We start from the raw sequence: 25,780 nt of genomic DNA, 5'->3' as shown, positions 1-25,780 counted from the left end.
TCATTGCCTCGCCTATAGTCCGGAAGTCAAACATCAACGACCGCACGGAGCCCCACTTTATGAGTCAAACCCGCGGACGATATGCGGGAGTTCGTGACAGCGCGCAACGTCAGCCCCGTCACGTGAAAAAATCTCCAGCCAACCGGCAGGGGCAACCGTACGCGAAAGCGCCGCCTCGAGACTCCGCACAAACCGCTTCGATTTTCAAAACACGTTCCTTCAAGTTCCTCGTCGATGCTGTGGGTGCTGAGAACATCGCGTTAGGACTTCAATCCAGCATGACGCGAGTGGCTGAACTGACAAAAGGTGAACGGTTCACGCCCGAGACCGCATTTCACATGGAAACCACGCTTGGGCTACCGCACGGCTTCTTTGACCAGCCCCATCCGGTTCTCTCGGTCGAAACCATAGCGCGCCTGAAGTCGCCGCTTGATTTCGCGAGCCTGGATGATGAGCGGGAAATCGTGACTGAAGAATCCAACACGGTGCTTGCACCGGACGGCGGCCAACCATCATCTACTGAAGATAACCTGTCCAAGGAAACGGAAATGCCGAAGAAAGCAACTGGCGGGTCGCCGGGGAACGCCAGGAGCAGTAGACGCGAAACGACCCTGCAGCTCGACGCCGCTGTACCGCACAAAGCTTCGCGATCGAAACAGAAAGCAGCGTCTGAAGCAATCCAGCAGCAACCGCTGGCGCTCGAAGACGAGGCCACGGTCGCAAAAGTTCGACGGGATAACCTCCACGTTCTCACGGGTCGCAACGGATCGAAAGCAAGGTTGGGTGTGGTGATGTCCATGAGCGGATCGAACATGGCCCATCGACTTTATGGCAAGAAGCGCATGGACAGTGTAGAGAACGACAATTATCCTGGCCGGTCCTTTGACAGTTACCGTGGCCGGTGGTGAGGAGTCGAAGGCGGCGTAGCCGCCGGAGACGACGAACTACCGGCGGCGCCGGAGTAGCGGGGTTTTACGATGGCTGATCGCGTCGAACAAGCGAACAGTCATGCCTGGAACCTACGTGACGGACCAGCAGGTCCGACTCTATATGAGCAAGCGCAAACATCACACTCAAGAAGTCGCCGCGGCGATGGCGGGCATGAGCGTTCGCACGGCCCGGCGCATCGAGCATGACGGCCGTCTGCCGTCGCAGAAGCCATCGCGCGCGTGGCGTACACGTCACGATCCGTTCGCGGAAGTCTGGGAGAGCGAGGTCGTGCCATTGCTGCGCCACGCGCCCCGGCTCAAGGCCATCACGCTGCTGTGCAAGCTGCAGGAGGCGCATCCCGGCCTCTTCCCTGACAGCATGCGGCGCACGCTCGAGCGGCGCGTCAGCCAATGGCGCGCACTCGAGGGCCCTGGCAAGGAGATCTTCTTCCCGCAGCAGCACTTGCCCGGCGTGCAGGGGCTCTCGGACTTCACCGACATGCGGGATCTGCGCGTGACGGTCGCCGGCGCGCCCCTCGATCACCGGCTCTATCACTTCGTGCTCGCGTTCTCGCACTGGGAATACGGCTATGTCGTCGAAGGTGGCGAGAGCTTCGAGGCGCTCTCCACCGGATTACAGAACGCGCTGTCGCAGGCCGGCGGCTGCCCGCATGAGCATCGCACCGACAGCCTATCGGCAGCGTTCAAGAATTTGCAGACTGAAGAGGACTTCACGGCTCGCTATGACGCACTGCTGGTGCATTACGGCATGGCCGGCACGCGCAATAACGTCGGTGTGGCCCATGAGAACGGTAGTGTGGAATCCTCGCACCGCCATCTGAAGGAGGCGATCGACCAGGCGCTGATGCTGCGTGGCCATCGCGACTTCGACGATCGTGCTGCCTATGAGGCGTTTGTTCGCGACGTCGTCATGCGCCGTAACCGTCGCAACGCAGCGGCGTTTAACGCTGAGCGCGAACATTTGCAGGATCTGCCCGCACATCGCACGACCGACTTCATCGAAGAGGAAGCACGCGTGACACGCTGTGGCACCTTCACCGTGCGGGGCATTCTCTACAGCGCGCCGTCGCGCCTGATTGGCCACCGTCTGAAGGTGCGCGTCTATGCCGATCACCTCGACTGCTATCTGTCCGGCGCGCTCGTGCACAACACAGCACGGGGCTCGCATGCGGCCAATAGCCGCCGTCGCAAGCTCGACTACCGGCACTTCATCGAGGCGCTCAAGCGCAAGCCCCAGGCGTTCAAGGGGCTGGCGTTTCGCGACGACTTGTTCCCGCGCGAGGCGTACCGCCGGACGTGGGAGCGGCTCGAGGCTCAGCTCACGCAGCGCGAAGCCTGCAAGACCATGGTCGGACTGCTGGAACTGGCCGCGAATCACGGAGTCGAGGCCGTTCTTGCTGAGCGGCTCGAGGCGTTGCTCGCCGCCGGTGAGCTGCCCGATCTCGAGCAACTACAGAATGAATTTGCGCCGCGGCAGGCGCAGTGCCCAGACGTGGCTGTCGACATGCCCACGCCAGCTCTCTACGACACGCTGCTTGGCGAGGAGGTATCGGTATGAACGCGCCAGCAACCTACGATGCCGCCCGTATGGGGCTGATGCTCACCGAGCTGCGCTTGCCGACGATCGCGCGGCTATGGGCTGAGTTCACTCAGCGCTCCGACAAGGAAGGCTGGCCATCGACGCGTCTGCTCGGCGCGCTGCTCGAGCATGAACTGGCCGAGCGCGCGAAACGGCGCATCGAGCGGCATCGCGTCGAATCGCATCTGGACCCAGGCAAGACGCTCGAGGCCTTCGACTTCGGCTTGGTACCGATGGTGTCCAAGGCACATGTAATGGCGCTCGCGAGCGGCGACTCGTGGCTCGAGAAAGGCGCCACGATCCTGCTGTTTGGGCCACCGGGTGCCGGGAAGAGCCATTTAGGCTCCGGCATTGGCCATGCGCTGATCGACGCCGGGTACCGGGTGCTGTTCACACGCACCGGCGAAATCGTGCAGAAGCTGCAGGCGGCACGCCAAAGCCTGCAGTTGCCATCGATGCTCGCCAAGCTCGATCACTTCGATCTGATCATCCTGGACGACCTGTCGTACGTCAGAAAGGACCAGGCCGAAACGAGCGTGCTGTTCGAATTGATCGCGGAAAGATACGAGCGTCGAAGCCTTCTCATCACGGCCAACGCCGCGTTCTCCGGCTGGAATGATGTCTTCCCCGATCCCTCAATGACGGTCGCCGCCATCGACCGACTGGTCCATCACTCGACGATCTTCGAGCTGAACGTGGAAAGCTACCGGCGTCGCAGTGCCGACGACAACAAGCGCGCGCGGCGGCGTCAATTACCCCACCCCGAATCGGAAGGAGCGACAACTATGCCGAGCTGAGCAGCGACAACTAACCCCGCCGACCGGCCAAGATAGTTGTCGCCCAGGCGGCCATCGTAATTGACAATCTACACAGTGTTGAAGCAAACCGTTTCACTGAGCGGCTTGGCCTGCCCGCTGGCTGGCTGGATACGCCGCGATCCGAAGCGGAGATTCCGGAATCGGTGTCGCGTTTGCTGACCCCTGCTTCGCGCGGTCGCGAGCCTGTTGAACGACAGGAGCCGCTCGCCAACGCATCCAGCGAAAGCCTGCGGGAAAAGGCGGCAGATGCGAAGGCAAAGGTGCGCGGCCCACGCCCGCGCACGGGTGTCGCGAGCGCTCTGGAAAGCGCCTCCCCTGTTTCCGCAGATTCCGTAGAAGCGAACGGGATGGGTGTCAGCCAGCGAAATCATTCAGGCGATGCCTCCGACGAGCCAGCCGGTCGCAATGCCGCCAACGGCGATAGTGGGCTACCGTCCGTCCCAGCGGCAAAAAGTGAGCCGCTGCCAGTCGCCGCGACGTCGCAGCGAGATCCGGCGACGCAACCCGCTTCCGCGACAAGCCTGGACAATCTTCACGGCATCGCGCCAATCGCCGAAGCATTGATCAAGACGCTGGCAGGTAAGGCACGGACGGGTCGACTGGACGAACTGAAGGCGCTGGAACTTTTGCAGCAGGCAGTTCTCTTGTAAGTCGAGGGTGCGTGCGCCGTGCTGCAAAGGCAACGGGGCTGTGCCGATCATGTCAGACACCTGGTAGTACAAGCAGACGGCACCGCCGATCTGGATGTCCGTTAATGAGACACTTTCTCCTTGATCCGGAGTCGTACAACCAGCCAGAAATCCACGCCGGACAACAGCGATCGGCAAAGCGCATCTGGCCTGTGCAACTGGACGAAGAACCATCATGCTCACATCAATCTTTCAGGAGATTCGTTATGAATGATCCCGGAGAACTATTGGGCCGCTATTAGTGCCCGTCGGGGAATAACAGCAAGCCCTCCCCATCAGATCATAAACGCGAAAGCTTGATGGAATGATTGCTTGCGGCTCACGTCCAATGTGCGACATTGCGGCAACTTCGACGACGAGCGCCGTGTGCAGCGGCGCACGCTTCTCAGAAAGGGGGAAATCCGATTAGTCTCGCGACACGCTCCACCTTTCCGGGACCTGAAACATCCGCACCCACACTCTCTTATTGCCATGCCGTGAGCTCCGAGGCATGCCCACACGCCCTCATGACGACTCTTCAAGTGCACTGAGCTCCGCGAGTGTTATCGGCTTTAGTGGGGGCCGCACGCGCTGGAAACCAACCGCAGCAACGGAGCGACATTGCGCAGATGCAAGCAAATTAGCAACGGTGTAGCCGCATTGACGACCCTGACACGGGCCCATGCCCGCGCGCGTGAACGCTTTGAGCTGGTTCGGCCCCGGCTGGCCGAGCTGCGCGGCCAGCCGTACATCGCCAGCGGTTACCTCTTCGCAGCGACAGACAATCGTCTCATCGGGCGGCGTGAAAATCTCCGTACGCGGCCGATAGATCGAATCAAGCAGAGGCCGCATCGCCAGCTCATGTCCGAGCCGCCGATGCAGCGGCGCTGCAAGCTCGCTTGCGCGCTCGACTGAGAGTGCGCCCGAGGAAAGCGCGACGCCGGTAGCAGCAAGTTCACCGCGTGTGCACGCGGCTTTCGCGCCGCCGATGCCGGCGCCGTCGCCTGCGACATAGAGACCAGTCGTGCTGGTTTCACCCCACGTATCAACTTCGGGCTCAAAGCAAAGTTGTGCTTCGTTCCATCGATGGCTGCATCCCATCGCCTGAGTGAAGTGTATAGACGGCACGACGCCTTCATGAACCAGAAGAATGTCGGCAGCCACATCGCCCGACAGCCCGTTCTCGGTGCGATAGACAATCTGTTCAAGACGGCCGATACCGAAACCGCGAAGGCTACTGACGTTTCGAACAATGGGGAACCCCCTCCCGCGCAATCTTGCCGACCACAGTAGCCCCTTAAGGAGATCATGCCAGCCGTCAACTGCGCCACGTAGAGTCCGAACGCCCCGACGGAGGGCGCCGCGGGGAGTCGTGTCAAGCCAACCTGCGATCCTACCGCCGGCGTCGAGCAGCTGGGTCATGTAGAGCAGTGGCAATGGACCACTACCGGCTATCCAGACGGGTTGATCGGGTATCTGGTGAGCGCTTTTATGCAGAATCTGCGCGGCGCCGACTGTCATTACACCCGGAAGCGTCCAACCTGGGAAAGGCATGGGGCGTTCCTGTGCGCCCGTCGCTAGTAACACATGGCGCGCGCGAATACTTTCGGCGCCATCCGCGCGGCTCAAAAAGACAATCCACTCCCCGGAACCGGCCGGTTTCCCCGGGCTAGCCGCTCGCTCGATCTGCCATACACGGGTCTCCGGCAAGTAGTGCGCACCGCATTCGCGAAAGTTCTGTACCACTGCCGCGCCTGCGCTGTACGCAGCGCCTAACCCTTGATGAACACCGCGTCGGACGTTTTCTTCGATGGCGCGCCATATCTGACCGCCCGGTGCCTGCTGTTCGTCTACGAGAATCGTGGTCATTCCAAGACGAGCAGAACGTATTGCGGCACTCATGCCGGCAGGTCCTGCACCTACAATCAGAATATCGAACGTTCGCATCACGAATGCACCTCACCACTACGAAGATCGCCACTACCGTCTTCTGACTCAGCGATCGCCTCATTGAGATTGCGGCGACCGTGTTGGCGTTGGATGCGCATCCCGTCGCGCACGATCGTCAGACAGGTCTGCGTGGACGCTACACCATCGACGACAGCAAGACATTCGAAGCACACACCCATCATGCAAAAAGGTCCGCGTGGACTGCCGCTTCGCGGCGTGGTGCGAGCGACGGGGTTGTCCTCGCGCACGAGGACAGCCGCCACGGATTCGCCTCGCTCGGCGTTCACACGCCTGCCGTCGATCGATACCGTGACCACGGCGTCCCCGGCGGGACTAGATAACTTGCGAAACATCAAAGCGCCTATGATGGAAGAACTCGAAGTTTTCTGGCAGTACGTTGCGCGCGAGAGCATCCGCAACTGGTCCAGCATGAACCGCCGCGAGGGTGATGCCGGAATGACAGAGCGCGATCCAGGCACCGGGATACGTTGAAGATTGTGCGTACACCGGATGCTCGTCCGGGGTGATGATGCGCAGACATGCCCAATGCCTAACAAGGCGAGCCATAGCAAGGTCCGGCAAAATTCGTAGGGCTCGCTTTGTCATCTTGGCGGCGGTGAAGGTAGTAGTACCGAGATCCATACCGACTTCCTCATGACTTACACCTATCATTACTGTACCGTCGCGAGTCTGGCGAATGCCGCTAGCGGGGAGGCGCAGAATTGGGTCGAGCCGTTCAGTGACCAGCAACTGGCCACGCAGGGGACGCAACGGGACGTCGAGCGCCACCATTGCCCCCAGGGCTGTGGAACCAAGCCCGGCCGCAATGATCAACTGTCCCGTTTCGAAACAACGCGGACCTGTCGAGGTTTGCACATGAACACGAAGACTACCGTCAGGACATGGCTCAATCTTCGACACCGTGTGATTGCCAGCTAGAGTGCCGCCACGTAACTCAATGGCTTGCTGCAGCGCCCGCAACAGCTTAAGCGGATTGCAATGGCCATCGGCAACGCCAATTCCAGCCCCCACCACTTCCCGCCCGAGCCGTGCACCAGGCAGCAGCCTTTCTAATACCGATCGATCGATCATGCGCGAACACGGGTCGATTTTCGGGCTTTGCGCATTCCAGCTCGCGAGGAATTCGGCTTCCTCTTCAAAATCCGCTTCGCTTAGGCAAAAGCGCAAGCAGCCATCGTTTTCATACTCGACATCAATGCCAGTTTCATCGTGCAGCGCTGTTGCGAAAACGGACCAAAGTGCGACGCTCTCGCGTGACAGCTGCTGGTAGCGGGGCGCGCCATATCCCTTCCCGTATGCGCCGACAAGACCGAAATTCGCTTTCGACGCGCGCGGGTCGCAATCACCCCCGTCGAGCACAAGCGCACGCTTCCCTCGCCCCAGCATCCCGTGCGCCAATGCGCAGCCGACAACACCGCCGCCAACTATGATGACGTCATGGTTTTCGCGTATCAAGCCCGCCTCTTTTCCTGAATGATTTGGTTAACTCTATGATCGTCGCAGCAAGGCGTCAAAGTCGAATTTGAGGTACGAGGTATTCTCAGCGGTTATGGTCCAAAACGCGGGCGCCCCCGGTAGGCGATAGAGCTCGCGTGCCCACGGAATACGAGAATAGAGTGCGACGACCGCTTCCATCACGACAACAATCTCGGCAGCACGGGCGCTCGCAAAAGCCCCAAACCCAGCAACGAGACGCCACACTCCATGATTGGTCCCAACGCATAACTTCATTGCCAAGGCGATACGATCAATGGACCGTGTTAGGCGGCCGTAGCTGACCGCGAATTTAGTCAGCCAACGAAACTTCTGTGGCGGCGTTCGGCTGCGGTCGAGACAAACGCCCCAGTTGGGGTTACGTCATCTCGCAGAAAAAAACCAACTCAATCGAGCAAGGCTTTGGTTGGGCGAGCATCGCGGGAGCATTCGGCAAGCAACGGTGCGCACGCTGAAGAAGGTGACGGGATGTTCGCGCGCTCAACGTAAGCCCCTACGATCTCGTGTTCATGCTATCCCAAACACAGGTCAGCATGTAGTAGTGGCAAATGACAACTGAAGCCGACGCGGAATCAAGGCCGTTCTGTAGTGGTCAAGTTATTTTGGACAGGCTGATGGGTTCTTTCACTGTCGGTTTCGCCTCGTAGGAAACGGGCGACAGATACCCCAAAGTCGAATGCAAGCGTACGGCGTTGTATAATTCGCGCCGACCACACTCGACGCTCGACTATGTCAGCCCCATGACGTTCGAGAAAAACTGGTTCGCCGCCCAAGAGGGGCGAGCCGCGCAAATCTCTCAGCTATGGGATTCGCCAAACAGGGGCAAGGTCATGATTCAATCAGCCACTGCCCGGCCGGCAGTCATGTTTGCCAGGTCTGAGCGCCCTCAATCCGTCTTCTCGCGAACGCTTCGTCTTCATGCCCGCATAAGGCATCCCGCACTATTTGGTGCACTCATCAGTACGATGATCAATCTCAGCATTCTGCTAGGTTTGCTTTGTCGCCGACTCACCGAATATCTCCGTCCACGCCTCTTCCGCAACCTGTTTAGCGCATCGTTCATACTCCTGAACACGCTCGATGTTTTTCGCCAATCTTGCATGACAAAAATGAAAATACTCGGGAATATCGGGCTTGAACCGCCTGATATCTAAGCGACAGCTCATGTCGATGACAGATAGGGGATGTACCAAGGAAATCCCCAGTCCCGCCGAGACGAATTCACACAGGGTGGGCGTAGTTTCGCTTTCTAACACGACGTTGAGGTCGACGCCGTAGGAACGGATAGCGTCATTGAAAGCACTAGTCGTTCGGTTATCTGCCGCATATCCGATAAAAGGGATTCCCTCAATATGCTCGGGGGTGATAAATTCAAGTTGGCTTAGCGGGTGTCCTTTTGGCATGATGCAAACTAACGGGCTCTCCATGATAGGCGTCACCACCGAATTTGGGCTGCTCATCAAGCTCGTTGTGAATCCAACGTCCATCTGACGCGTGGCGACGCGATCCGACACAATGTTGGACGCTCGCATATGGATCGTCGGACGAACGTCTGGACACCGAGAGAGGAACATCATCGTCGCCCGCCTGATGAATGATCCGGATAATTCCGGAAGCACTCCGATAGCAAAGTGACTCATGTCCTTTCGCCGGATGATTGCGATCGCCTCTTCAATTTGTCTTAGACCCGCAAATACTCGATCGACTTCACCGTACAAGCGCATGCCTTGTGCCGTCGCAGTTAGTCGGCCTTTAACTCGTTCGAACAGTAGAAGACCTGTCTCCTCCTCAAGGTGGACTAGCAGTTTGCTCACGGCAGGTTGGGTCACGTGAAGAACCTCGGCCGCTCGACTCACCGTGCCTTGCTCGATGAGAGCTTTAAATGCCTCTATCTGCCGTAGTTGAATTTGTCTTTTCATATGCCGGCTGCTTTTTCTAATGTCATTCCTAGACTAGGAAAATGCTGATTAACGTGCGGCCCGTTCGGCATGCAGAAGAACAGGCGTCGAAATTTCCGGATAACGAATCGAATCGGCGCTCATTTCGGTAAATTTGGCTCGTAAACGAGCCTCTTGGTTTCCTCGCGCTTGTCTACGCCGATGTAGCCCGCGTCGCCGATCTGTCCTTTTGAAGCTGTGAAGAACGCTTGTTCTGACGGTCGCAGCGTTTACCCGGCACCGCTGAGCGTCCCTGCTAGCAGTCACTTCCATATGCAACCCATTTTCAGCTCCTTGGATGCCGGGTAGACAATGCAACTCGCTCGCTGTATGCAACGGTAGCCACAGCTTGCGGACGATCCTCAACAAGCGGAGACATTTTGTCATTTCTTACATCGATGACCGATGAGTTTCCGAACTACGCGGGCTACACAAATGCCGTTTTTAAACGAACTGGATCTCCGACAAGCTTTCCGTCAAACCACGCATGTCGCCTCGTCTGGCGTCCGAAATGGCCCCGACCACACTGTTCTGCTGCTCGGGAGTGGCAACGAAACGCGTGGCCTGTCGAAACTTATCCTCGAGTTTATCCCACGGAAGACCGTTATCCTTCGGGAAGGTTACAGGTGAAACAAAGCGCTGATCCCCGCATGTGACCGTGACACGGGCCGGCAGCATGCCGCTTTCCGCATAGATCTTGTCCAGCTCCGGACTTAGCGAAAGCTCCACCTTGTGTGAAAGCGCAGTGACAGAGGGATTGTTTAGGACATCGCCAGTCAGTGGCAACAGAGCCTCGTGACCGTAGTACGCTACCAACGCGAGACAATATGGATGACTATACTGAACATCCATTATATCTCGAGGTTCTTTCCAGTTCGAAATGCGTAAGGCCGGCCCGTATGTTTCGACCTCAATCCTGTCGATATTTCGACCCACTAACCGATGTTCTTTGATCAGCTCGATTAATGCATCAAGCGCACCGTGTAGATGCCTGCAACAGCAATACGGCTTAAAGCCCGTCGTGCGAATGTACTGGTAAGAACCGAGGTCCAGATCGTTCGGAAAATTGTAGTAACGCGTTGCGTCCAAGATATTGCGGGCGCCGTGAAATCCGTTCTGCGCTGATGCAAGCGACTCCAAGCCGGTCACGACAGCCCACGTGATGCCCTCCTTGACATGGTTTGGCTCGGGATGCGGTTTTCGGGGAGCGGGAGCGCTCGCCAACGACTGATTGGGTGCACTTTCCCCTGCAATCGCCAAAGCGTGTTCAATCACCTCGCGGGAGGACCGGCGAAGCGCCGCAGCCGTTGCGACGACCGCATAAGGCGCCCACGTACCACTACTTCCGTAGGCGCGCGCAGCGCTAATCGCTGTACCCACTTCATAACCGATGACAATCGCATTTAATAGCTCTCCCAAGGTGGCTTTCGTCTCTTTGGCAACGGCAATGGCTGTTGGAATGACGGCGGCTCCAGGATGGCCCCGAGATGCCGGCGTGTCATCGTCGAGGTCTAGCGCAGAACCGGCGGCACTGTTTGCCCAAGCAGCTCCAATGACGGAACTGGTCTCTCCCGTGAACCAAATAGGAATGTCGCCAGGAGGTCGCGTTTCGTGAGCCGTCTTTCGGATCGCAAGGGCCCCCGCCTGCCCAATTCCAGCGCCAACAGCACTGAGCAGATCCAAGATACATTTGAGCGCGAATTCCAGCGACTCTTCTGGAGCTCGATTTTCCCGCGCCTCCACGATATAAGCGGAAAATTTTTGGACGATCCCGCCTTGGGGATAACGCTCGTCCTCGATTACATTAGTCGTCATGGTGCCTCGATAACATCAATTGAACATTTCGAACTTGATAGTTGGCTGCAAGTGACACTTTAATGCGCAACACCGCGATGTCCACCCACGATCCCGTTTTGCTGTTGGCCTGCCATAATCGACGCAGCCGGGCACTCTTGAAACATCAAGCCGTCGGCCATGAGAAAAAAGCTGTACACAAGGGCCCAACTACCCTCGTGTACCCGGACGGAGCCGCCCGTAACGGAACAATGTCGGTTCGTGCCGTCAGGCCACTTCTACGTCGTCGAACTGTTGATGCGTTCATGGGCGACGGACACCGTACCGAAGTGCTTAATGCATGGCCGCTGCCGCAGAAGATCCGAACGTGCCGCGATCGCGTCTCTTCGGACTAATCCGCCTTTCGATCATGAATATAACTCTGCTGATAAGAAAGTTCATGCTGAGATATATGCAGCCAGCTATCAGAAATACCTCTAGGGGGCGGTAGCTTTCAGAGATGATTTGCTTAGCCACTCCTGTCACTTCGACTATGGTGATTGTCGACGCAAGTGACGTTGACTTGATCATAATCATAAGTTCACTTCCATAAGCTGGGAGTGCTTGCCGCATTGCAATCGGGAAGACAATTCTGCGGAATAAAAGGACGCTCGACATGCCAATTGACCGCGCCGCTTCAATTTGTCCCCATGGTACTGACTGAACACCACCACGAATGATTTCGCTGGTGTACGCCGCAGTGTTCAGCGACAGAGCTAAAATCGCACAAAACCACGCATCGCGAAATAGCGCCCACAGGCCGAGGTGTTCCAAGACAATTCTAAACTGCCCCGATCCGTAATAAATCAGGAACATTTGCACCAGAAGCGGCGTGGACCGCACTACATATACGTAACCATAACCGAGAGAAGCCAAAAGTCTACTGTGTGAAAGCCGAGCCAATGCAACTGGGACCGCAAGCAGAAAACCAACAAAAAGCGACACGGAAGCCAATGCGACGGTCGCAGGAACCGCCGCAAGAAGCTTGGGAAACGACTCATATATCAGCTGAAAATCCATCACCGACTCCTTACGCCGCGATTAGCCCACTTCTCTGCTCTCAGAAATCCCTGGTTAGAAATCGAAGAAAGCAAAAGGAAAATCACGAAGGCGACCAGATAAAACGTAAACGGCTCTTTGAAAGATCCAGCTCCGATGGCAGCTGTGCGCATGATTTCAACCAACCCAACAACGGAAATGAGCGAGGTATCCTTTAACGCCAGTTGCCAGACATTCCCCAGACCGGGCAAGGCGAATCTCGCGGCCTGTGGGATAAGAATCCGACGAAGTAGCACTGTCCGCTCCAATCCCATTGCCACTGCCGCTTCAATTTGTCCTGTTGGAATGGCTATGACCGCCGCCCGTATGACCTCTGTCGCATAGGCGCCGGCACTGATGCCGATGCAGAGCACACCGACTGCGAACACGGGCAGTTCTATATAACCTTCGAAGCCGAAGACAGCGTTCGCGACATAGCGGAGCAACGTATCCCCACCAAAGAACACCAGAAAAATTATCAGCAGCTCGGGAATTCCGCGTACGACCGTCGTATAGACGTCAGCTAGAAAACGCAGCAAACTGAAGGGACAGAGTTTTGCCGCGGCAAAAACCGAGCCGAGCAAAATGCCGACGGGAAATGAACACACCGCGACGGCAACGGTCATAAGGGTGCCACGCGCAAATTCATCAACCCACGCTGTGCTTCCCCATGCGAGCACTGAAATATTCACTTTCATTCCCCATCAAATTGAGTTCGGCTATGCATAAACGACCGTATTCACTTACCTATTCCTTCGGCGAATTGTCGAAGCCGAACCACTTGATGGCAAGTCTGCGCAGGCTGCCATCCGAAATTGCTTCCCCGATCGCCTTGTCGAACATCGCACGTAGTTGATCGTCATTTTTGCGAAATCCAACGGCCACTCGGCTGCCGAACGGCCCGTTCGTCATACTAGGGCCAAATGTCCGCAGGTTCTTGCCGTCGGGCTTGTCCATCAACGGCTTGAGGAAATTGAACGAAACCATTCCGGCATCAATTCTCCCCGCCGTCAAGTCGAGCATCATGTCGTCCGTGGTGTCATATGTCGAAACTCTCACGCTCGGCATGAACTTCTTCATGAATGTCTCAAAGTTGCTGCCCACCTGTACCCCAACGGTTTTTCCCTTCAGAGCGGAGGTGATTTTTTTTATCGCTGACTCCTCATCAGCATCAAATTTGTCCAAATTCAGATTTGATGGCGATATTTTGAGAGCGGTTAGATCGCTCGCCGATGTGGTGACGAAAACCATCGGAGTGGTTACGTACGGCCTGGAAAATGAGATAACCTTTTCTCGGGCGGGTGTGATCCCTATTGCAGCCATAATTGAATCGAACCGACCGGACAAGAGAGAGGGAATTAGGCTGTCATAGGCCTGATCGACGATTTCGCAGTGCAATCCCATCCGTCGGCACAAGTCGCTAGCTACATCGATCTCAAAGCCAACCATCTTGCCGCTCTTGTCCTTGAAGGCATACGGAGCATACGAAGCTTCGGTACCAATCGTGATTCTCTTGTACTCCTTGGCCATAACAGGGTCGCTGAGCATAAATGCAGCAGACAGCATTCCAATAAGCAGGCCGATTTTTAGGAACTTCATGAGCATCTCCTGGACTATGTCCTATATTCTTCGTTTTACGATTCTCGGAATTTCAATATCGCGTTTTAAGTCAGTCAAAGTACACGCGAGAGAAATTCACGACATCTCGGCGATGCTGGATTTTTGAAAACCTCTTCTGGCGTCCCTTCTTCCTCAATGCGTCCCCTTTCAAGAAAGATCATCTTGTTGGAGACATCACGAGCAAAACCCATCTCATGAGTCACGACTATCATCGTGCGCCCCTCTTCCGCCAACTTCCTGATGACTTTTAGCACTTCTCCCACTAATTCGGGATCGAGTGCGGAGGTCGGCTCGTCGAAAAGGAGCGCAGCCGGTTGCATCGCGAGCGCACGCGCGATGCTTACTCGTTGCTGCTGCCCACCAGACAACTCGGATGGGTAACACGCGTGCTTGTCCGCAACGCCAACTTTCCCAAGGAAATCCATTGCCCTATCGCGCGCTTCGTTCTTTGGCAGCTTCAGCACATGGACTGGCCCTTCCATCACATTTTGCAGCACGGTCATATGGGACCACAAATTGAAGCCCTGGAAGACCATACCGAGTTGCGTGCGCATCTGGTCAACTTTCTTGCGATCCATCCCGACGACGCGACCGGTTGCGTCGGTGTCCACGCTGATCTCCCGCTGCCCCACCGCGATGCGGCCTTTGGTAGGGACCTCAAGGAGATTCATGCACCGCAAAAACGTACTTTTTCCCGACCCAGAACTGCCAATTAACGAGATCACGTCGCCCCGCTCAGCCTGAAGCGAGACCCCTTTGAGCACTTCGTGAACGCCGTAACTTTTGTATATGCCATCGGCTACGAGAGCCGGTGTTTTATGGCCCACCATGCCGATCGTGGTCCCGCCCGCCTCTTGGGGTCATTGACAAGGCGTAACTCGCAGATTGGTACGCCGATCGAAGTGCATTAACCACCTTCATCTCATCTCCTCATGACTGAACATCTCAGGTTTGACATTTACGTCAACCTGAGAAGGATTATCGTTATAGATATTCATTAAACGTTGTACTGCCTTGCGCTTTCGGACCTGCAATGAACGCGATGTAAGCGCCAAGCACACTCGACGGACGAAAAAAAGGCGGCCGCCGGTCGTTCGCTCGATTTACGCCCGTCTCAGCGCCCAGCGATTGCGGATAAGCTCAGAATACGTATGCCCAAATTGGGTGTCAAAGTCGAGTTGAGACACGATGGTATTCCTCCGGGTTATACCTTCCTTGCGTTACATCGGGCACGTTTGCGGGTCGCACGAGCGCATGTTGAGGTTGCGCCCCAGACTTCGTCGCGTGCCCGTTCTGGATTTGGCACAATTTGCACCGCGTACGCAATCCGAGCATTCTGATGTCAAGGAGACCGCCGCACCCCTTCGAAAATGGCCGTCCCCAGGCGCCAACACATCACAGAACCTTCCGTGATCGAGCCCCTTTTACTCTTCGATCCAATTTAACGATCGCTTGAGGGTCGAAATTGTTCCAAGGTTTTCGTTTGCCTTCGGCCGATCGGCAGGGCGCCCGCAATTTGACTACCAATGTCATAAGCGACCAATGATCTCTTGACGGGCGAGGTAGGCGCTGGCTTGCCTCGGGCTGCAAGCGATGCGGCAATAACGCGGCGATGGGCTGGCCCTCGTGGGCAAGCGCGTGAGGATGTCCTTGAAATTGCGTGCGGGTCTTGCCTATTGAGTTGCGCGAAGCGTAGTAAGCCACCGGCCGATACGCGCGTCTTCGCCGGCGGCAAAGCGCATGAAGCTCGCACGGCTGTAGCCGAGGCGGCATACCAGTTGGCCCCCGATATGTCCCTCTAATGTAAATACACCCGGTGCGTAGTCGAGCTTCTCCCGGATGTCCTCGCCGATTCGCACGCATTTCATCACCGAAACGGTGATGAGGCTAACCTCAATCCTTGAAGTTATCCCCCCCAAAAATCATATTATTAGAGCTTCTTAGGCATTGGCACGCGCAATACTATTTGCGTACGAAGTACTCATACAGGCCTTTAACGGCTCCAAGTCGGCTTTTGAGCGCAGTTCTTCAACCGCGGCGAGCAGTTGCTCCTGCTGCGCAACAGTGGCGTGAAACCGCGTCGCCGCAACGTACTTTGCCTTGAGTTCTTCCCAAGAGAGGGAGTCACCGGCTTCGCCGCGTGGCTCGGTAACCTCCGATACATACAGACGTCCCCCGCACACGATTGTGACTCGCGCGAGTGTTCTGGCAGGGAATTGTTTATCAATTTCGGCGTCGACCGTTAGCGAGACCTTGTTGGCGAGTGCGCTTACTCCCTCGTAAGTTAAGCAGTCTATCGTGAGGGGCAAAAGCGACTCTCGTCCCGCGAGGGCGGCGAGGGCCACGCAATAAGGGATGCTGTACTGAACGTCAACAAGGGTAGCTGGGCAGGTCTGATTCGCGATGCGCAGCGCCCCGCCGTACGTCTCGATGTCGATCGCCTCAATCGCCTTCGCGTCGAGTCGATATTGCTCGATCAGCCTCAGGGTGGCTTCCAAGGGCGGGTGAACGTGCCGACAGCAGCAATAGAGCTTGTAGTAGGCATTGCAGATATGCAGAGACTCCCCGAGGGGCGATACGTCGGCAAACCTATAGAGCAGACCGCTGTCAAGTATGTTCCGGGGACCGGTGAACCCGCCTTCTGCGAGATCGAGCGCGAGCATCCCGGTCACTACGGACCATGGTATGCCCTCCTTAATGTCGCTGCTCTCCGGTGTTGGGAAGGAGAGCGGTGGCGCGCTCATGAACAACGAATTGGGCGCGCTTTCGCCTGCGATAGCCAACGCATGCTCGACTACACTACACGAGGCACACCTCAAGGCCGCGGCTGTCGCGACAACTGCGTAGGATGACCACGTACCTGTCGTACCGTATGTTGTACGGGCCGCAGCGATTGATACGCCGACTTCATAACCGATGACGATTGACGCGATCAAATCTTCCAGCCCGGCTCCCATTTCAGCCGCAACCGCAAAGGCCACCGGAATGACCGCCGCGCCCGGGTGCCCGCGCGCGCGTCGATGCCCGTCGTCGAGATCTAGCATCGACGCAGCCGCGCTATTCGCCCACGCAGCACCGACGACCGAACTGCCCGTTCCCGTGAACCACATCGGTATATCGCCCGATCCCAGATATTTACATGCTGTCGCGCGAATTGCGACAGCACCTGGCTCGCTAGCCCCTGCCCCCACCGCGCATAAGAGGTCAAGGATGCGTTTTAGCGCAGATTCCCTGGCAACCCCGGACACCCGCCTACCGCGAGCTTCGACGACATAAGATGCAATACGATGAATCGTGCTTGGCTGCAGAGAAAGCTCGTCATCAGGCGGTGAATTGTTCATGACGTTCCAGAATTATGTGACCGACCAAACGTGCGTAACGCACAAATCTATGTTCAAAATGATTGCACCGCGTGCGACCGCCCAGGGATCCGATGGAAGCCCTTGGTCGTCGCCACGGATACGACGGACGGGTCGTAACGTCTCCAAGGCGACTCGAAGCTTTGTCAATGAGCATGCGAGTACTCGCCGTGAAAAATCGGAATGCCGCTTTTCGCAAGTAACCCGAACCGACCACCTCTGGCAACAGCTACGCCGATCTGCGACGCCCGACCGTCCTTAATAACAATTGTGCGCTGATGCTACTGTCAACCCTCCCGACGCTCACTCGAGTGACGAGACATGTTAGGCGCGTCTCGTCGAAAAATCAAAGTCCGATTTTCAAACGTCAACATTCCAGAAGGTTATAGCGCTGCATTGCTTTCTCCCGAGCATTTAACAAAATGCAGGGTCTATTGGCGAGTACATCGTCTCTGCATAAACGCCAGAAAAAGGCGAGGATATGTGGGTGCACTACGGACGGGATGCCGTTTTTGTCCGGGACCGAAGCCCCTTTCCACGCGCAGCGTACCGAATGATGCACTGATCTCGACGTCCAGCGCGGGAGATCACGAAGCTGCAGACGTTGCTGAAACGATGAAGACAAATGGCGCGGAGCAAAGGTGCGAGGTGAACTGCCTGAGTTGCTCGCTTCCCTAAAGGCAACTCCGCACCCATAACCTCCCAGAATACATCCACAATCAAACCGGACTTTGACACGAGATTTTTGCCTCTCTATTCTGAGCCCCATTGGCTTTGCTTCTCACTGGATAAGACGGAACTTGCCTTTTCTGCCGCAGTTTGATGCAGTCAATAAAAGCCTTTACAACGACAAACGCTTGTCTTGCAACCGATAGTGTTTTCGCACGTAAGATCATCGCATTGAGCACCAAAACCCACCACACTCAATGTAGTTTTGCAGATCGATGCTATCTCATATGCGAAGAACGTCTACGTAACGTTTCGTTTGCCCTCTCCTAAAGACGATGGGTTCGGGCTTGGGCTGAGAAATTTAGTACATAACCGCCCAGGTCGTGCACGGCCAGTGGACTATTCCAAGGTAGAAGGTACATGCAAGTGACAATCGTGGGAGCCGGCGCAATCGCTTTGGGTTATGCGGCGTATCTCATACAGAGTGGACATAAACCGAAAGTTTGGTCTCCATCGGGAGCCCGGACTGCAGACTTCGTTGCTGGACTTCCCCTTCACGTGAAGGGAGCGGTCGAGGGAGAGTTCTACTTAGAAGTCTGCGGGAAAGCGGAAGATGTTGGCGACGCCGATGTCATTATTTTGGCATTGCCGGCCTACGGATACCGATTCGTCCTCGACAGCATCATCCCTCATATCCGCGCACACCATAGCGTAATCATCAGCGCTCATCTTTCATTTGCCGCTCTCTACATTTCCCAGCGCCTTGCGGCGCGGGGGCTCGTCATCCCCATAGCAGCTTGGAGCACCACCGTGCTAACGTGCAAGACTCAGTCTGCGAGAGCTATCACGGTAGGCACGATCCGCGCCAAGGTCGACATGGCCGCATTTCCAACCCGCCACATCCACCGGATTCATACCACTTGCGTTTCACTCTTCGGAGACCGGTTCGCACTGACGGACGACATGCTCACGCTGACGCTCAGCAACATTAATCCGCAAGATCACATGGGTATTGCGCTAGCCAACTTGACCCGTATTGAGAAAGGCGAAAGCTGGAGCCAAAACTCCAATCTGACACCAACAGTCGGGAGGCTCCTTGAGGCTCTAGACCAAGAGAGACTTACCATCGCAGCAGCATTCGGAAAGTCAGTGAGAACGACCTTTGATCATTGCAGGCTGTCTTTTGGCGTGGTTGGTGACTCACTTTCGGCAATATCGGAGCAACTGGTCCGGCAAGGGAGTGATCCGCTCGGCCCGAGAGATATCGCCACACGCTACGTGCTCGAAGACGTGCCGTTCGGGTTGGTACCGACGCTTCGACTCGCCGAACTGGCTGGGGTGAGAGCACCCTTGCACGAGGGCGGCGTGGTAATTCTCGGCGCTTGTTACGGTCGGAACTTTGTGGCGGACAACGACATTCTTCCCGAGATTGGACCGCTTCAAATCGACACCCTCAAGAGGCTTGTGGTCGACGGCTATGCCGTTCCAACCTAGATGTCATTACATCCGGCGCGGCGCTCGATGGGCGTCCGAGTCCGACGCCACCGATGCAATAAAACCACAAGCACTATGCCGCAAATCCAGACTTGGAGTTTATGAGAAACCAAAATGAAGATTAAAACGCTACTGATCGCTCTGTGCGCAACGTCCATTCCATTTGCGGCATTCGCGTACGATGGAAAGGAACTTAAGTTCGGAGTGGACAGCGCTTACCCGCCATTTGAATCGAAAACCCCGAGTGGCGAGCTCGTTGGATTTGACATCGATCTGGGTAATGCAATTTGCGCGAAGCTCAAGGTGAAGTGCGTCTGGGTTGAAAACTCGTTCGACGGCATGATTCCCGCGTTGCAGGCCCGCAAGTTCGATGCGATCAATTCGTCAATGTCGCAGACCGAGAAGCGCGCGAAGGCAATCGATTTCAGCCACAAGATATACGCCAACTTCGAAGCGCTGGTTGTAAGGGGCGGCTCGGCTCTGGTGACAATGCCCGAATCGCCGAACGAAAAGCATATCGGAGTCTTGCAGGGAAGCACACAGGAAGCCTATGCACGGAAGCATTGGACAAATGGAGTTGACATTGTGCCCTACCCTTCGCAAGACCAGGTGTGGAATGACCTCGCGGGTGGGCGGCTCGATGCGGCACTGGTTTCGGGGCCGACGGCTGAGTCGGGATTCCTGAAGACTGCGCAGGGTCGTGATTTCGGTTTCGCGCGAGGTCCGGCCATCCACGACGCCGCTATCTTCGGTCCCGGTGTCAGCATCGGTGTGAGAAAGGGTGACAGAGCCCTGCTCGAAGCAATCAACGGTGCGATCGACAGTCTCCGCAAGGACGGGACGTATGACCGAATTGCAAAGAAGTACTTCACGTTCGACATTTACGGCGGTTAATCGACGTCAACTGCCCAGCAAAACAGACCGCATGCCCGACCCAGGGTTGCGCATAAAAAAGCATCGAGACACACAATATAAGGTTTGGAGACCTCAATGAAAATCAAACTTCTTGCAGCTTTCGTGATGTCAGCCGCCGCAGCTCCCGCAATGGCCCAAAGTACGGTGACGCTCTACGGTCTGATCGACGAAGGAATCAACTATACGAATAACGTCGGAGGCCACAAGCTGTTCGAGCTCCAGAGCGGTACGGTCCAGGGGAGTCGTTGGGGCTTGAAGGGAGCGGAGGATCTCGGCGGTGGTCTCAAGGCAGTTTTTCAGTTGGAGAGCGGCTTTAATGTCAATAATGGCAAGCTCGGTCAGGGTGGCCTGATGTTTGGGCGACAGGCGTGGGTCGGCGTCGCATCCAACCAATACGGGACGGTTACTCTCGGTCGACAGTACGACTCCGTCGTCAACTATCTGGCTCAAACGACGGCGAATGGCACATGGGGCGGGGGCATGTTCTCCCATCCGTACGACAACGACAACACGGACAACACCTTCCGTGTCAACAATACTGTCAAGTACACAAGCCCCGAGATTGCTGGCTTTAAATTTGGCGGCACGTACGGCTTTAGCAACGACACCAACTTCGCCAACAATCGCGCGTACAGCATGGGCGTCCAATACGTCATAGGCGGCCTGCTGCTGGAAGCCGCCTATCTGCAGGCGAACAACCAGTCGTCCACCGCCGGTGGTGCAATCGGGAACAATCCCGCTGCGGATGAAAATTTTCTGGGGAACAAGCTGCGCATCTTCGGCGCGGGGGCAACCTACACGTTTGGTTCGGCCAACGTGGGCATCTCGTATTCGAATACCTTCGTCGCCAATCCGGTGTCTTCGGGATACGTCGGCAAGATTACGCCAGCCTCGGGCACGCTTTCCAACCTGCGTTACCAGAATTTCGAAATCAACGGCAAGTACCAGTTCACGCCAGCCTTCTTCGTCGGGGCGATGTATACGTACACCCTGAGCGGTTTCAACGCCACCACTGGAAAGCTAAAGCCGAATTACGAAACTGCGGGGCTGATGGCTGATTACTCACTGTCAAAGCGCACGGACGTCTATGTACAGAGTGCGTATCAGCACGTCGGTGGTGACCGTACTGGCAGCGCCCTCGACTTCGCCTTTGTGCCGGTGGCCGATGACGTATCGTCGAATCGCAATCAAGTGGTTGCGCGCGTCGGCCTGCGTCATAAATTCTAAACCGGGCCAGATATCGCTCGATTGACGTTCGTCCACGTTCCGAGCGAACCTGTTGGGCAGCGCCTTGCGCCAGCCCAGTTCCTACAGAAGCGGAGAGCGTCCTCACCAGCGCACCCACGTGCCGGCCCTCCGCGGTGATCTCCTGCGAGTGATGTTTTGCGCTTGCACATGTCGGCGCGCGTTCGTCGCATCAGCGCGTGCCTGCGTCGGCCCTTTCTTCGGCGCCCAACTGCCATAGGGTGATGGAACGGCTCAACCATATCCCGCCCCGCCTGACGATGCTGAAGCAAACTACTACCGGCAATTCAACAATACTGTTGCAGCCGGTATCGACTTAAACCAAGCGGCCTCCAGAATTCCGAAGGCGATTCAAGTTACCCGATGGATCCGGTCACTTCTTAGTAGCCGAAGCTAACGGCAATCGGAAAGTCGCGCTATCTACGAATCGCAAAAGCTCCGCCTTCGACATGTGGTCTACACCGAGGCGCTTCAGATTACGGCCAGTTTGAAAATAGTTAACGCCGTTGATGGAGGAAGCGATTTCAATCACGGCTTTGATTGCCCGAGACTCTATGCCCACTCTGGCGCCGAGTTCGTACCAAGGGACCAAGATATATGGAATATCCTCACATATATATCTATGTTGCATACGATCAGGCGTTTTGACCTTCGTGGAGTTATGAGTTTTGGATTGGAAAGCGAAATCGGAGAAGTTGGCACAATCTCCGCCGTAAAAGCCGATCATTTCCTCGAGGACTGTCGGCAGTCGAAAACCGAAAGCCTCTCCGATTTTCAATCGCTCATTGTCCAACGCCTCTACGACCCTTCCGACCGAGGGTGAGATCCCGTCACGATAGAAGAAAAAATCTCCTTTTGTGCTTTCTATCCATCCCGTATTTAAAATACCCCCGACAGGATGGATGACACCATTATTCGACTGCATTCCAATTGCGAAAATGTTATCCCACCACAAGAGCCTTTCCGGAAAGATTGCGGTGATTTGCGATAACTGTTTCTCATCCATGGCGTTCGAAAAAGCAGCAATCGGCAAACAATTCTTAATTCCAGTGATCCGGACTTCGCCGTCCCTGACCGACGACGCATAGGGCGAGGAATTTGTCTCTAGAACTGCCTGCGGGTTTAGCTCTCTTGAACCCATTGGGGAAAAAAAATTGGCATTATTGACTATGATGACATGTCGACTCAAATCGAAACCTTTTAGATCGCCAATGAGATCGTCATGCGCGTATGCTGGAACAGCAATCACGAGAAAACGCGAGAAGTTTACGGCCTCATCCATATCGGTAGTTACAGTCGGATAAAACTCACCCGTGATAGCCATGCTAGCCAACAAGCGACCGTTCGCTCGGATCGCATCAATATTACGACGATGATCTGGCTTCCCGTAAAGGAGAACTTCGAATCCACGACTAGCCAAATCGGCCGCGAAAGCGCATCCACAATTTCCGGCACCGATGATTGAAACTGGAAACCTTAATGACATGTCCTCTCCGCATAAACAAACAGAAGTTTTCTGTGACGCCACCCAATATTGCGACGTCATGCAAGGCTGAACGCCGATCAGTAGTTGTGCGTTAGCACGACGACGGCACGCAACGAACGTGCCACCGCGGAACGAGGCCACCTCTTTAAACGGCTCATATACCGGTTAATGTGGTGAGGAGAACAAGACGCGATTCCTCGTCCAGTGCAGATCATGTCGCGAACGTTACAAATCCAGCATCTTGAGTTAGATCTGTCCGAATCTCGACGTGTTTGTAAGGCAATGCGTATTAACCACCGCTGAACAATCATCTGTGCGGAAAGGTTATAAGGCCAAAACGGTGTTTTGGCACTCGGATCGCGTAGGTATGTTGGTGCGAGCTTCTTACAACACGAGTTCAGCTGACGGATACATCTCAATGATCTTCAATTTGGCGCCCTAGTGCCATAGGCCCGCGAACACCTCCAATAGAGCCTCCAATCTGTACGTAGGGGCGTTCATTCCATTTGTCGTCGCGTAGAGCCGACGCTGCGCGACTGGGTCATCCGTCGTGAAGTGTTACAGACCCAATCGCGCGCCAGGACGGGACACGAAGGCACCGCTTGCGACAAACCGCGCGCCGTTTGTCGGGAATCCGACGGCGGCCATATCAGCCGAGGCAATTTCGCGAAATGCGCCAAAAGTTCGTTCACCGGGGATTTCGAGCTTTCAGGCCGACATGGTGCGAAAGCTGCATGCAGACAGCTATCCGACCTGGGATATTTCGACAAACCGCGACGTCCCGTAACGCGGCTCAATTCCGTCCACGCTGAAATGGCCCCGACAGTTAGCCGGTATGCGCCGTGTGGGCTTCGTTACCACACGCAATCGAGCAGGCACTCCTTTTTCGCGGGACCTTCGCAACATGAGAAAACTTTTCGTGATGACGCGCACAACGAAATTCTGCCTTCTGCGGTATGTCGGTTTGAATCGTGTCACGTTAGGAAATCCTCATATAAGTCACGATTCTTTTGAGACATCGGAGCAGTCTGGCTACAAGTTGGCAACCGAAAATCGGCTTTTTCGCACACGATTTAGAAAGCTGCGCGGGATTGCATTCATGTTCTACGCGATTCTTCTTTTCGCAATAAGCAATGCGGTTGCGAGGCTCATTCCGGCAAGATATCCGGCGAACGAGATGATGTTCTTTCGGATGCTATCCGGGTTAATTCCCGCCGCGTTCGTGTTCGGGACTTGTCGCATTCAATGGAAGGAACTGACGATTTATCGCTTAGGCGGTCATTTCATCAGAGCCGTCACAGGGCTTGCCGCAGTAGGATTTTTCATTGCCGGCGTGCCATATCTGCCTTTATCAACCGCTGTAACGCTGAAGGAGACAGAAGCAATCTTTGTCTGCTTTTTCGGCATCGTGTTCTTGCGTGAGCGTTTTCGTCTACCTACGGCGATAGCGTCGATGTCCGGATTCGCGGGAGTCGCGGTGGCTTCCTCACCATTCAGCGCCAATGGTGCGTCGCTGCGCGCAATGATTCTAATTCTGCTGAGTGCTATGTTTAGCGCCGGTTCAGTCATCCAGGTCAAGAGACTCTCGCGAACTGACGAGCCAGCGACAATCGTCTTCTATTACACAATCATAGCGACGATTGTTAGCGGAGTGTCACTTCCCGTCGCTTGGGTAACGCCAGATCTAAGGGATTTCGGGTACATGGTTCTATTTGGACTGACTGCAGGTGTAGCGCAACTTATGCTAACGATCGCAGTCGCGACTGTCGCCACCCCAATCGTCGCCTCATTTGGTTACCTCAGCATTGTATGGGCAATCATTTTCGACTATTTGATTTGGGGGGAGGTCATTTCTCTACAGGTAGCACTCGGAACGGTCATAATTATTGCAAGTGTGCTCTACCTGTCGTGTCGCGCCTAAATGATCCTTTGTGACAGAGCAATCTGCGCATGACCACGACCAGCTACTGATATGACCTTCGCAGTCGAGTACCGCAAAGGTGACGACGCGAGCGACAGGACGCGCCGCTCAAGCTCGTCTTCTTCCAGATGTTCGACCGACGCCCAGCCCAGTCCTGCCGCTGTGGCAAGCTGAAGATACTGCGTGATCGTCCCCAGACCGACGCTGAGGGCGCCCTGCACGCTGGTGGTGCGTGAGATCGCATGCCCACTTCAGGCGGAGTACTTCCTTGATTTTTCGCATGGTTGTGCGATCAGCCGGCATCGTCGGTCGCTCCAAAAACGGAGCTACCTTAACGCCAGCGGATTGGTCTATGCGCTCGAGCGCAACGAGCAGATTTAGATCGAAACCCATAAAACCCATTTCTCAACATATCCACACTATAGATGTAAGGCATCAACGCAATCGATTTTACAAATCAATTTTTGTGTTGCACAGTGAAGCCTCTCGTTGCGGAAATCGGAATCGAAGTTGATTGATCGAATACTTCAACTTTATAAGTAGTACGACAATGTTTAGACGTGTCTTCATGATGATCATACCTTTAGATGTATCTCTCGACGCGCCACCTAAGCTTACCGGAACCGTGCCCGTCGCAGCCTTTCGGTTGGGACTATCGACCGTGGATCGGCCTACTGGCTCGATAATTGAACGAAACGGTCCAGAGCTGTGAAGGTCCTCAATTGCGTATCCGCGGCGCGCGACGAGTGCCACAATCGCGCCGGATGTCGCGACGTCTACTTA

At 55.7% G+C, this 25,780-nt stretch carries 18 protein-coding genes and 1 pseudogene; 8 read left to right on the top strand and 11 right to left on the bottom strand.

Translation table 11 applies throughout. The annotated features are described in order from the left end of the window. Nucleotides 1-59 precede the first annotated feature (59 nt). The 4 genes and pseudogenes from OKW40_RS02185 to OKW40_RS02170 form a co-directional block, all read left to right on the top strand. A pseudogene (locus OKW40_RS02185) lies at nt 60-878 on the top strand (hypothetical protein); the annotation flags it as partial. 130 nt (nt 879-1,008) lie between these two features. Then, a complete protein-coding gene (gene istA, locus OKW40_RS02180) occupies nt 1,009-2,508 on the top strand; it encodes an IS21 family transposase (RefSeq protein WP_429487895.1) in 1,500 nt (499 codons plus the stop codon). Further along, nucleotides 2,505-3,326 carry an IS21-like element helper ATPase IstB gene (istB, locus tag OKW40_RS02175; RefSeq protein WP_429402851.1) on the top strand — a complete coding sequence of 274 codons (822 nt, stop codon included), beginning with the start codon at nt 2,505-2,507 and terminating at the stop codon, nt 3,324-3,326. Before istA ends, istB begins: the two co-directional genes overlap by 4 nt. Nucleotides 3,327-3,499: 173 nt before the next feature. Continuing rightward, nucleotides 3,500-3,997, top strand: coding sequence for a hypothetical protein (locus tag OKW40_RS02170; protein WP_429487893.1), 498 nt, complete (start codon nt 3,500-3,502; stop codon nt 3,995-3,997). Nucleotides 3,998-4,540: 543 nt separating this feature from the next. Here the strand turns inward: OKW40_RS02170 and OKW40_RS02165 are convergent. From OKW40_RS02165 to OKW40_RS02120, 10 genes are all read right to left on the bottom strand, one after another. After that, nucleotides 4,541-5,962: an NAD(P)/FAD-dependent oxidoreductase gene (locus OKW40_RS02165; RefSeq protein WP_184040582.1), complete on the bottom strand. Its 1,422-nt coding sequence runs from the start codon at nt 5,960-5,962 to the stop codon at nt 4,541-4,543. Continuing rightward, a complete protein-coding gene (locus tag OKW40_RS02160; protein ID WP_429487891.1) occupies nt 5,962-6,318 on the bottom strand; it encodes a (2Fe-2S)-binding protein in 357 nt (118 codons plus the stop codon). The genes OKW40_RS02165 and OKW40_RS02160 overlap by 1 nt, the downstream gene beginning before the upstream one ends. Then, entirely contained in the window at nt 6,299-7,441 is a 1,143-nt protein-coding gene (locus OKW40_RS02155; protein ID WP_429487889.1) for an NAD(P)/FAD-dependent oxidoreductase, read from the bottom strand. Before OKW40_RS02155 ends, OKW40_RS02160 begins: the two co-directional genes overlap by 20 nt. Nucleotides 7,442-8,466: 1,025 nt before the next feature. Beyond that, nucleotides 8,467-9,399 (bottom strand): LysR substrate-binding domain-containing protein, encoded by a 933-nt coding sequence (locus OKW40_RS02150; protein WP_090811254.1) that lies wholly within the window; start codon nt 9,397-9,399, stop codon nt 8,467-8,469. Nucleotides 9,400-9,861: 462 nt separating this feature from the next. Further along, nucleotides 9,862-11,232, bottom strand: a complete 1,371-nt coding sequence (locus OKW40_RS02145; RefSeq protein WP_184040930.1) for an MmgE/PrpD family protein — start codon at nt 11,230-11,232, stop codon at nt 9,862-9,864. Nucleotides 11,233-11,544: 312 nt separating this feature from the next. Beyond that, a complete protein-coding gene (locus OKW40_RS02140) occupies nt 11,545-12,270 on the bottom strand; it encodes an ABC transporter permease (RefSeq protein WP_090811259.1) in 726 nt (241 codons plus the stop codon). Then, on the bottom strand, nt 12,270-12,986 hold the full coding sequence (locus tag OKW40_RS02135; RefSeq protein ID WP_221312166.1) for an ABC transporter permease: 717 nt from the start codon (nt 12,984-12,986) through the stop codon (nt 12,270-12,272). Before OKW40_RS02135 ends, OKW40_RS02140 begins: the two co-directional genes overlap by 1 nt. A gap of 49 nt (nt 12,987-13,035) precedes the next feature. After that, nucleotides 13,036-13,887 carry a transporter substrate-binding domain-containing protein gene (locus tag OKW40_RS02130; protein WP_429487887.1) on the bottom strand — a complete coding sequence of 284 codons (852 nt, stop codon included), beginning with the start codon at nt 13,885-13,887 and terminating at the stop codon, nt 13,036-13,038. Nucleotides 13,888-13,961: 74 nt separating this feature from the next. Further along, nucleotides 13,962-14,738 (bottom strand): ABC transporter ATP-binding protein, encoded by a 777-nt coding sequence (locus OKW40_RS02125; RefSeq protein ID WP_184040948.1) that lies wholly within the window; start codon nt 14,736-14,738, stop codon nt 13,962-13,964. 1,110 nt (nt 14,739-15,848) lie between these two features. Next, entirely contained in the window at nt 15,849-17,249 is a 1,401-nt protein-coding gene (locus OKW40_RS02120; RefSeq protein ID WP_184040938.1) for an MmgE/PrpD family protein, read from the bottom strand. A 1,107-nt stretch (nt 17,250-18,356) separates the two neighbouring features. Between OKW40_RS02120 and OKW40_RS02115 the strand changes: the two genes are divergently transcribed. The 3 genes from OKW40_RS02115 to OKW40_RS02105 all read left to right on the top strand — a co-directional run bounded on the left by OKW40_RS02115 (nt 18,357) and on the right by OKW40_RS02105 (nt 21,572). Then, nucleotides 18,357-19,430: an NAD/NADP octopine/nopaline dehydrogenase family protein gene (locus OKW40_RS02115; RefSeq protein ID WP_184053536.1), complete on the top strand. Its 1,074-nt coding sequence runs from the start codon at nt 18,357-18,359 to the stop codon at nt 19,428-19,430. 114 nt (nt 19,431-19,544) lie between these two features. Beyond that, the gene (locus OKW40_RS02110) at nt 19,545-20,324 is read left to right on the top strand and encodes an ABC transporter substrate-binding protein (RefSeq protein ID WP_184053533.1); all 780 of its coding nucleotides are present in this window, start codon (nt 19,545-19,547) and stop codon (nt 20,322-20,324) included. Nucleotides 20,325-20,420: 96 nt separating this feature from the next. Then, a complete protein-coding gene (locus OKW40_RS02105) occupies nt 20,421-21,572 on the top strand; it encodes a porin (RefSeq protein WP_184053530.1) in 1,152 nt (383 codons plus the stop codon). A gap of 391 nt (nt 21,573-21,963) precedes the next feature. Here OKW40_RS02105 and OKW40_RS02100 read toward each other — a convergent pair whose 3' ends face one another. Continuing rightward, nucleotides 21,964-23,076: an NAD/NADP-dependent octopine/nopaline dehydrogenase family protein gene (locus OKW40_RS02100; protein WP_184053527.1), complete on the bottom strand. Its 1,113-nt coding sequence runs from the start codon at nt 23,074-23,076 to the stop codon at nt 21,964-21,966. A 904-nt stretch (nt 23,077-23,980) separates the two neighbouring features. On the opposite strand from OKW40_RS02100, the gene OKW40_RS02095 reads away from it, so the two are divergent. Further along, the gene (locus OKW40_RS02095) at nt 23,981-24,997 is read left to right on the top strand and encodes a DMT family transporter (RefSeq protein ID WP_260335102.1); all 1,017 of its coding nucleotides are present in this window, start codon (nt 23,981-23,983) and stop codon (nt 24,995-24,997) included. Nucleotides 24,998-25,780: the final 783 nt, after the last annotated feature.

It is taken from the genome of Paraburkholderia sp. RAU6.4a (genome assembly GCF_050435625.1).
GTDB lineage: Bacteria > Pseudomonadota > Gammaproteobacteria > Burkholderiales > Burkholderiaceae > Paraburkholderia > Paraburkholderia tuberum.
Note: the sequence above shows the minus strand (reverse complement) of the source record. Positions and strands in the feature narration are given on the sequence as shown.

Coding starts and splice junctions, on each gene's coding strand:
- istA (WP_429487895.1), top strand. CDS start 1,009: ATGCCTGGAACCTACGTGACGGACCAGCAGGTCCGACTCTATATGAGC.
- istB (WP_429402851.1), top strand. CDS start 2,505: ATGAACGCGCCAGCAACCTACGATGCCGCCCGTATGGGGCTGATGCTC.
- OKW40_RS02165 (WP_184040582.1), bottom strand. CDS start 5,962: ATGCGAACGTTCGATATTCTGATTGTAGGTGCAGGACCTGCCGGCATG.
- OKW40_RS02160 (WP_429487891.1), bottom strand. CDS start 6,318: ATGTTTCGCAAGTTATCTAGTCCCGCCGGGGACGCCGTGGTCACGGTA.
- OKW40_RS02150 (WP_090811254.1), bottom strand. CDS start 9,399: ATGAAAAGACAAATTCAACTACGGCAGATAGAGGCATTTAAAGCTCTC.
- OKW40_RS02145 (WP_184040930.1), bottom strand. CDS start 11,232: ATGACGACTAATGTAATCGAGGACGAGCGTTATCCCCAAGGCGGGATC.
- OKW40_RS02140 (WP_090811259.1), bottom strand. CDS start 12,270: ATGGATTTTCAGCTGATATATGAGTCGTTTCCCAAGCTTCTTGCGGCG.
- OKW40_RS02135 (WP_221312166.1), bottom strand. CDS start 12,986: ATGAAAGTGAATATTTCAGTGCTCGCATGGGGAAGCACAGCGTGGGTT.
- OKW40_RS02130 (WP_429487887.1), bottom strand. CDS start 13,887: ATGAAGTTCCTAAAAATCGGCCTGCTTATTGGAATGCTGTCTGCTGCA.
- OKW40_RS02125 (WP_184040948.1), bottom strand. CDS start 14,738: ATGGTGGGCCATAAAACACCGGCTCTCGTAGCCGATGGCATATACAAA.
- OKW40_RS02120 (WP_184040938.1), bottom strand. CDS start 17,249: ATGAACAATTCACCGCCTGATGACGAGCTTTCTCTGCAGCCAAGCACG.
- OKW40_RS02115 (WP_184053536.1), top strand. CDS start 18,357: ATGCAAGTGACAATCGTGGGAGCCGGCGCAATCGCTTTGGGTTATGCG.
- OKW40_RS02110 (WP_184053533.1), top strand. CDS start 19,545: ATGAAGATTAAAACGCTACTGATCGCTCTGTGCGCAACGTCCATTCCA.
- OKW40_RS02105 (WP_184053530.1), top strand. CDS start 20,421: ATGAAAATCAAACTTCTTGCAGCTTTCGTGATGTCAGCCGCCGCAGCT.
- OKW40_RS02100 (WP_184053527.1), bottom strand. CDS start 23,076: ATGTCATTAAGGTTTCCAGTTTCAATCATCGGTGCCGGAAATTGTGGA.
- OKW40_RS02095 (WP_260335102.1), top strand. CDS start 23,981: ATGAGAAAACTTTTCGTGATGACGCGCACAACGAAATTCTGCCTTCTG.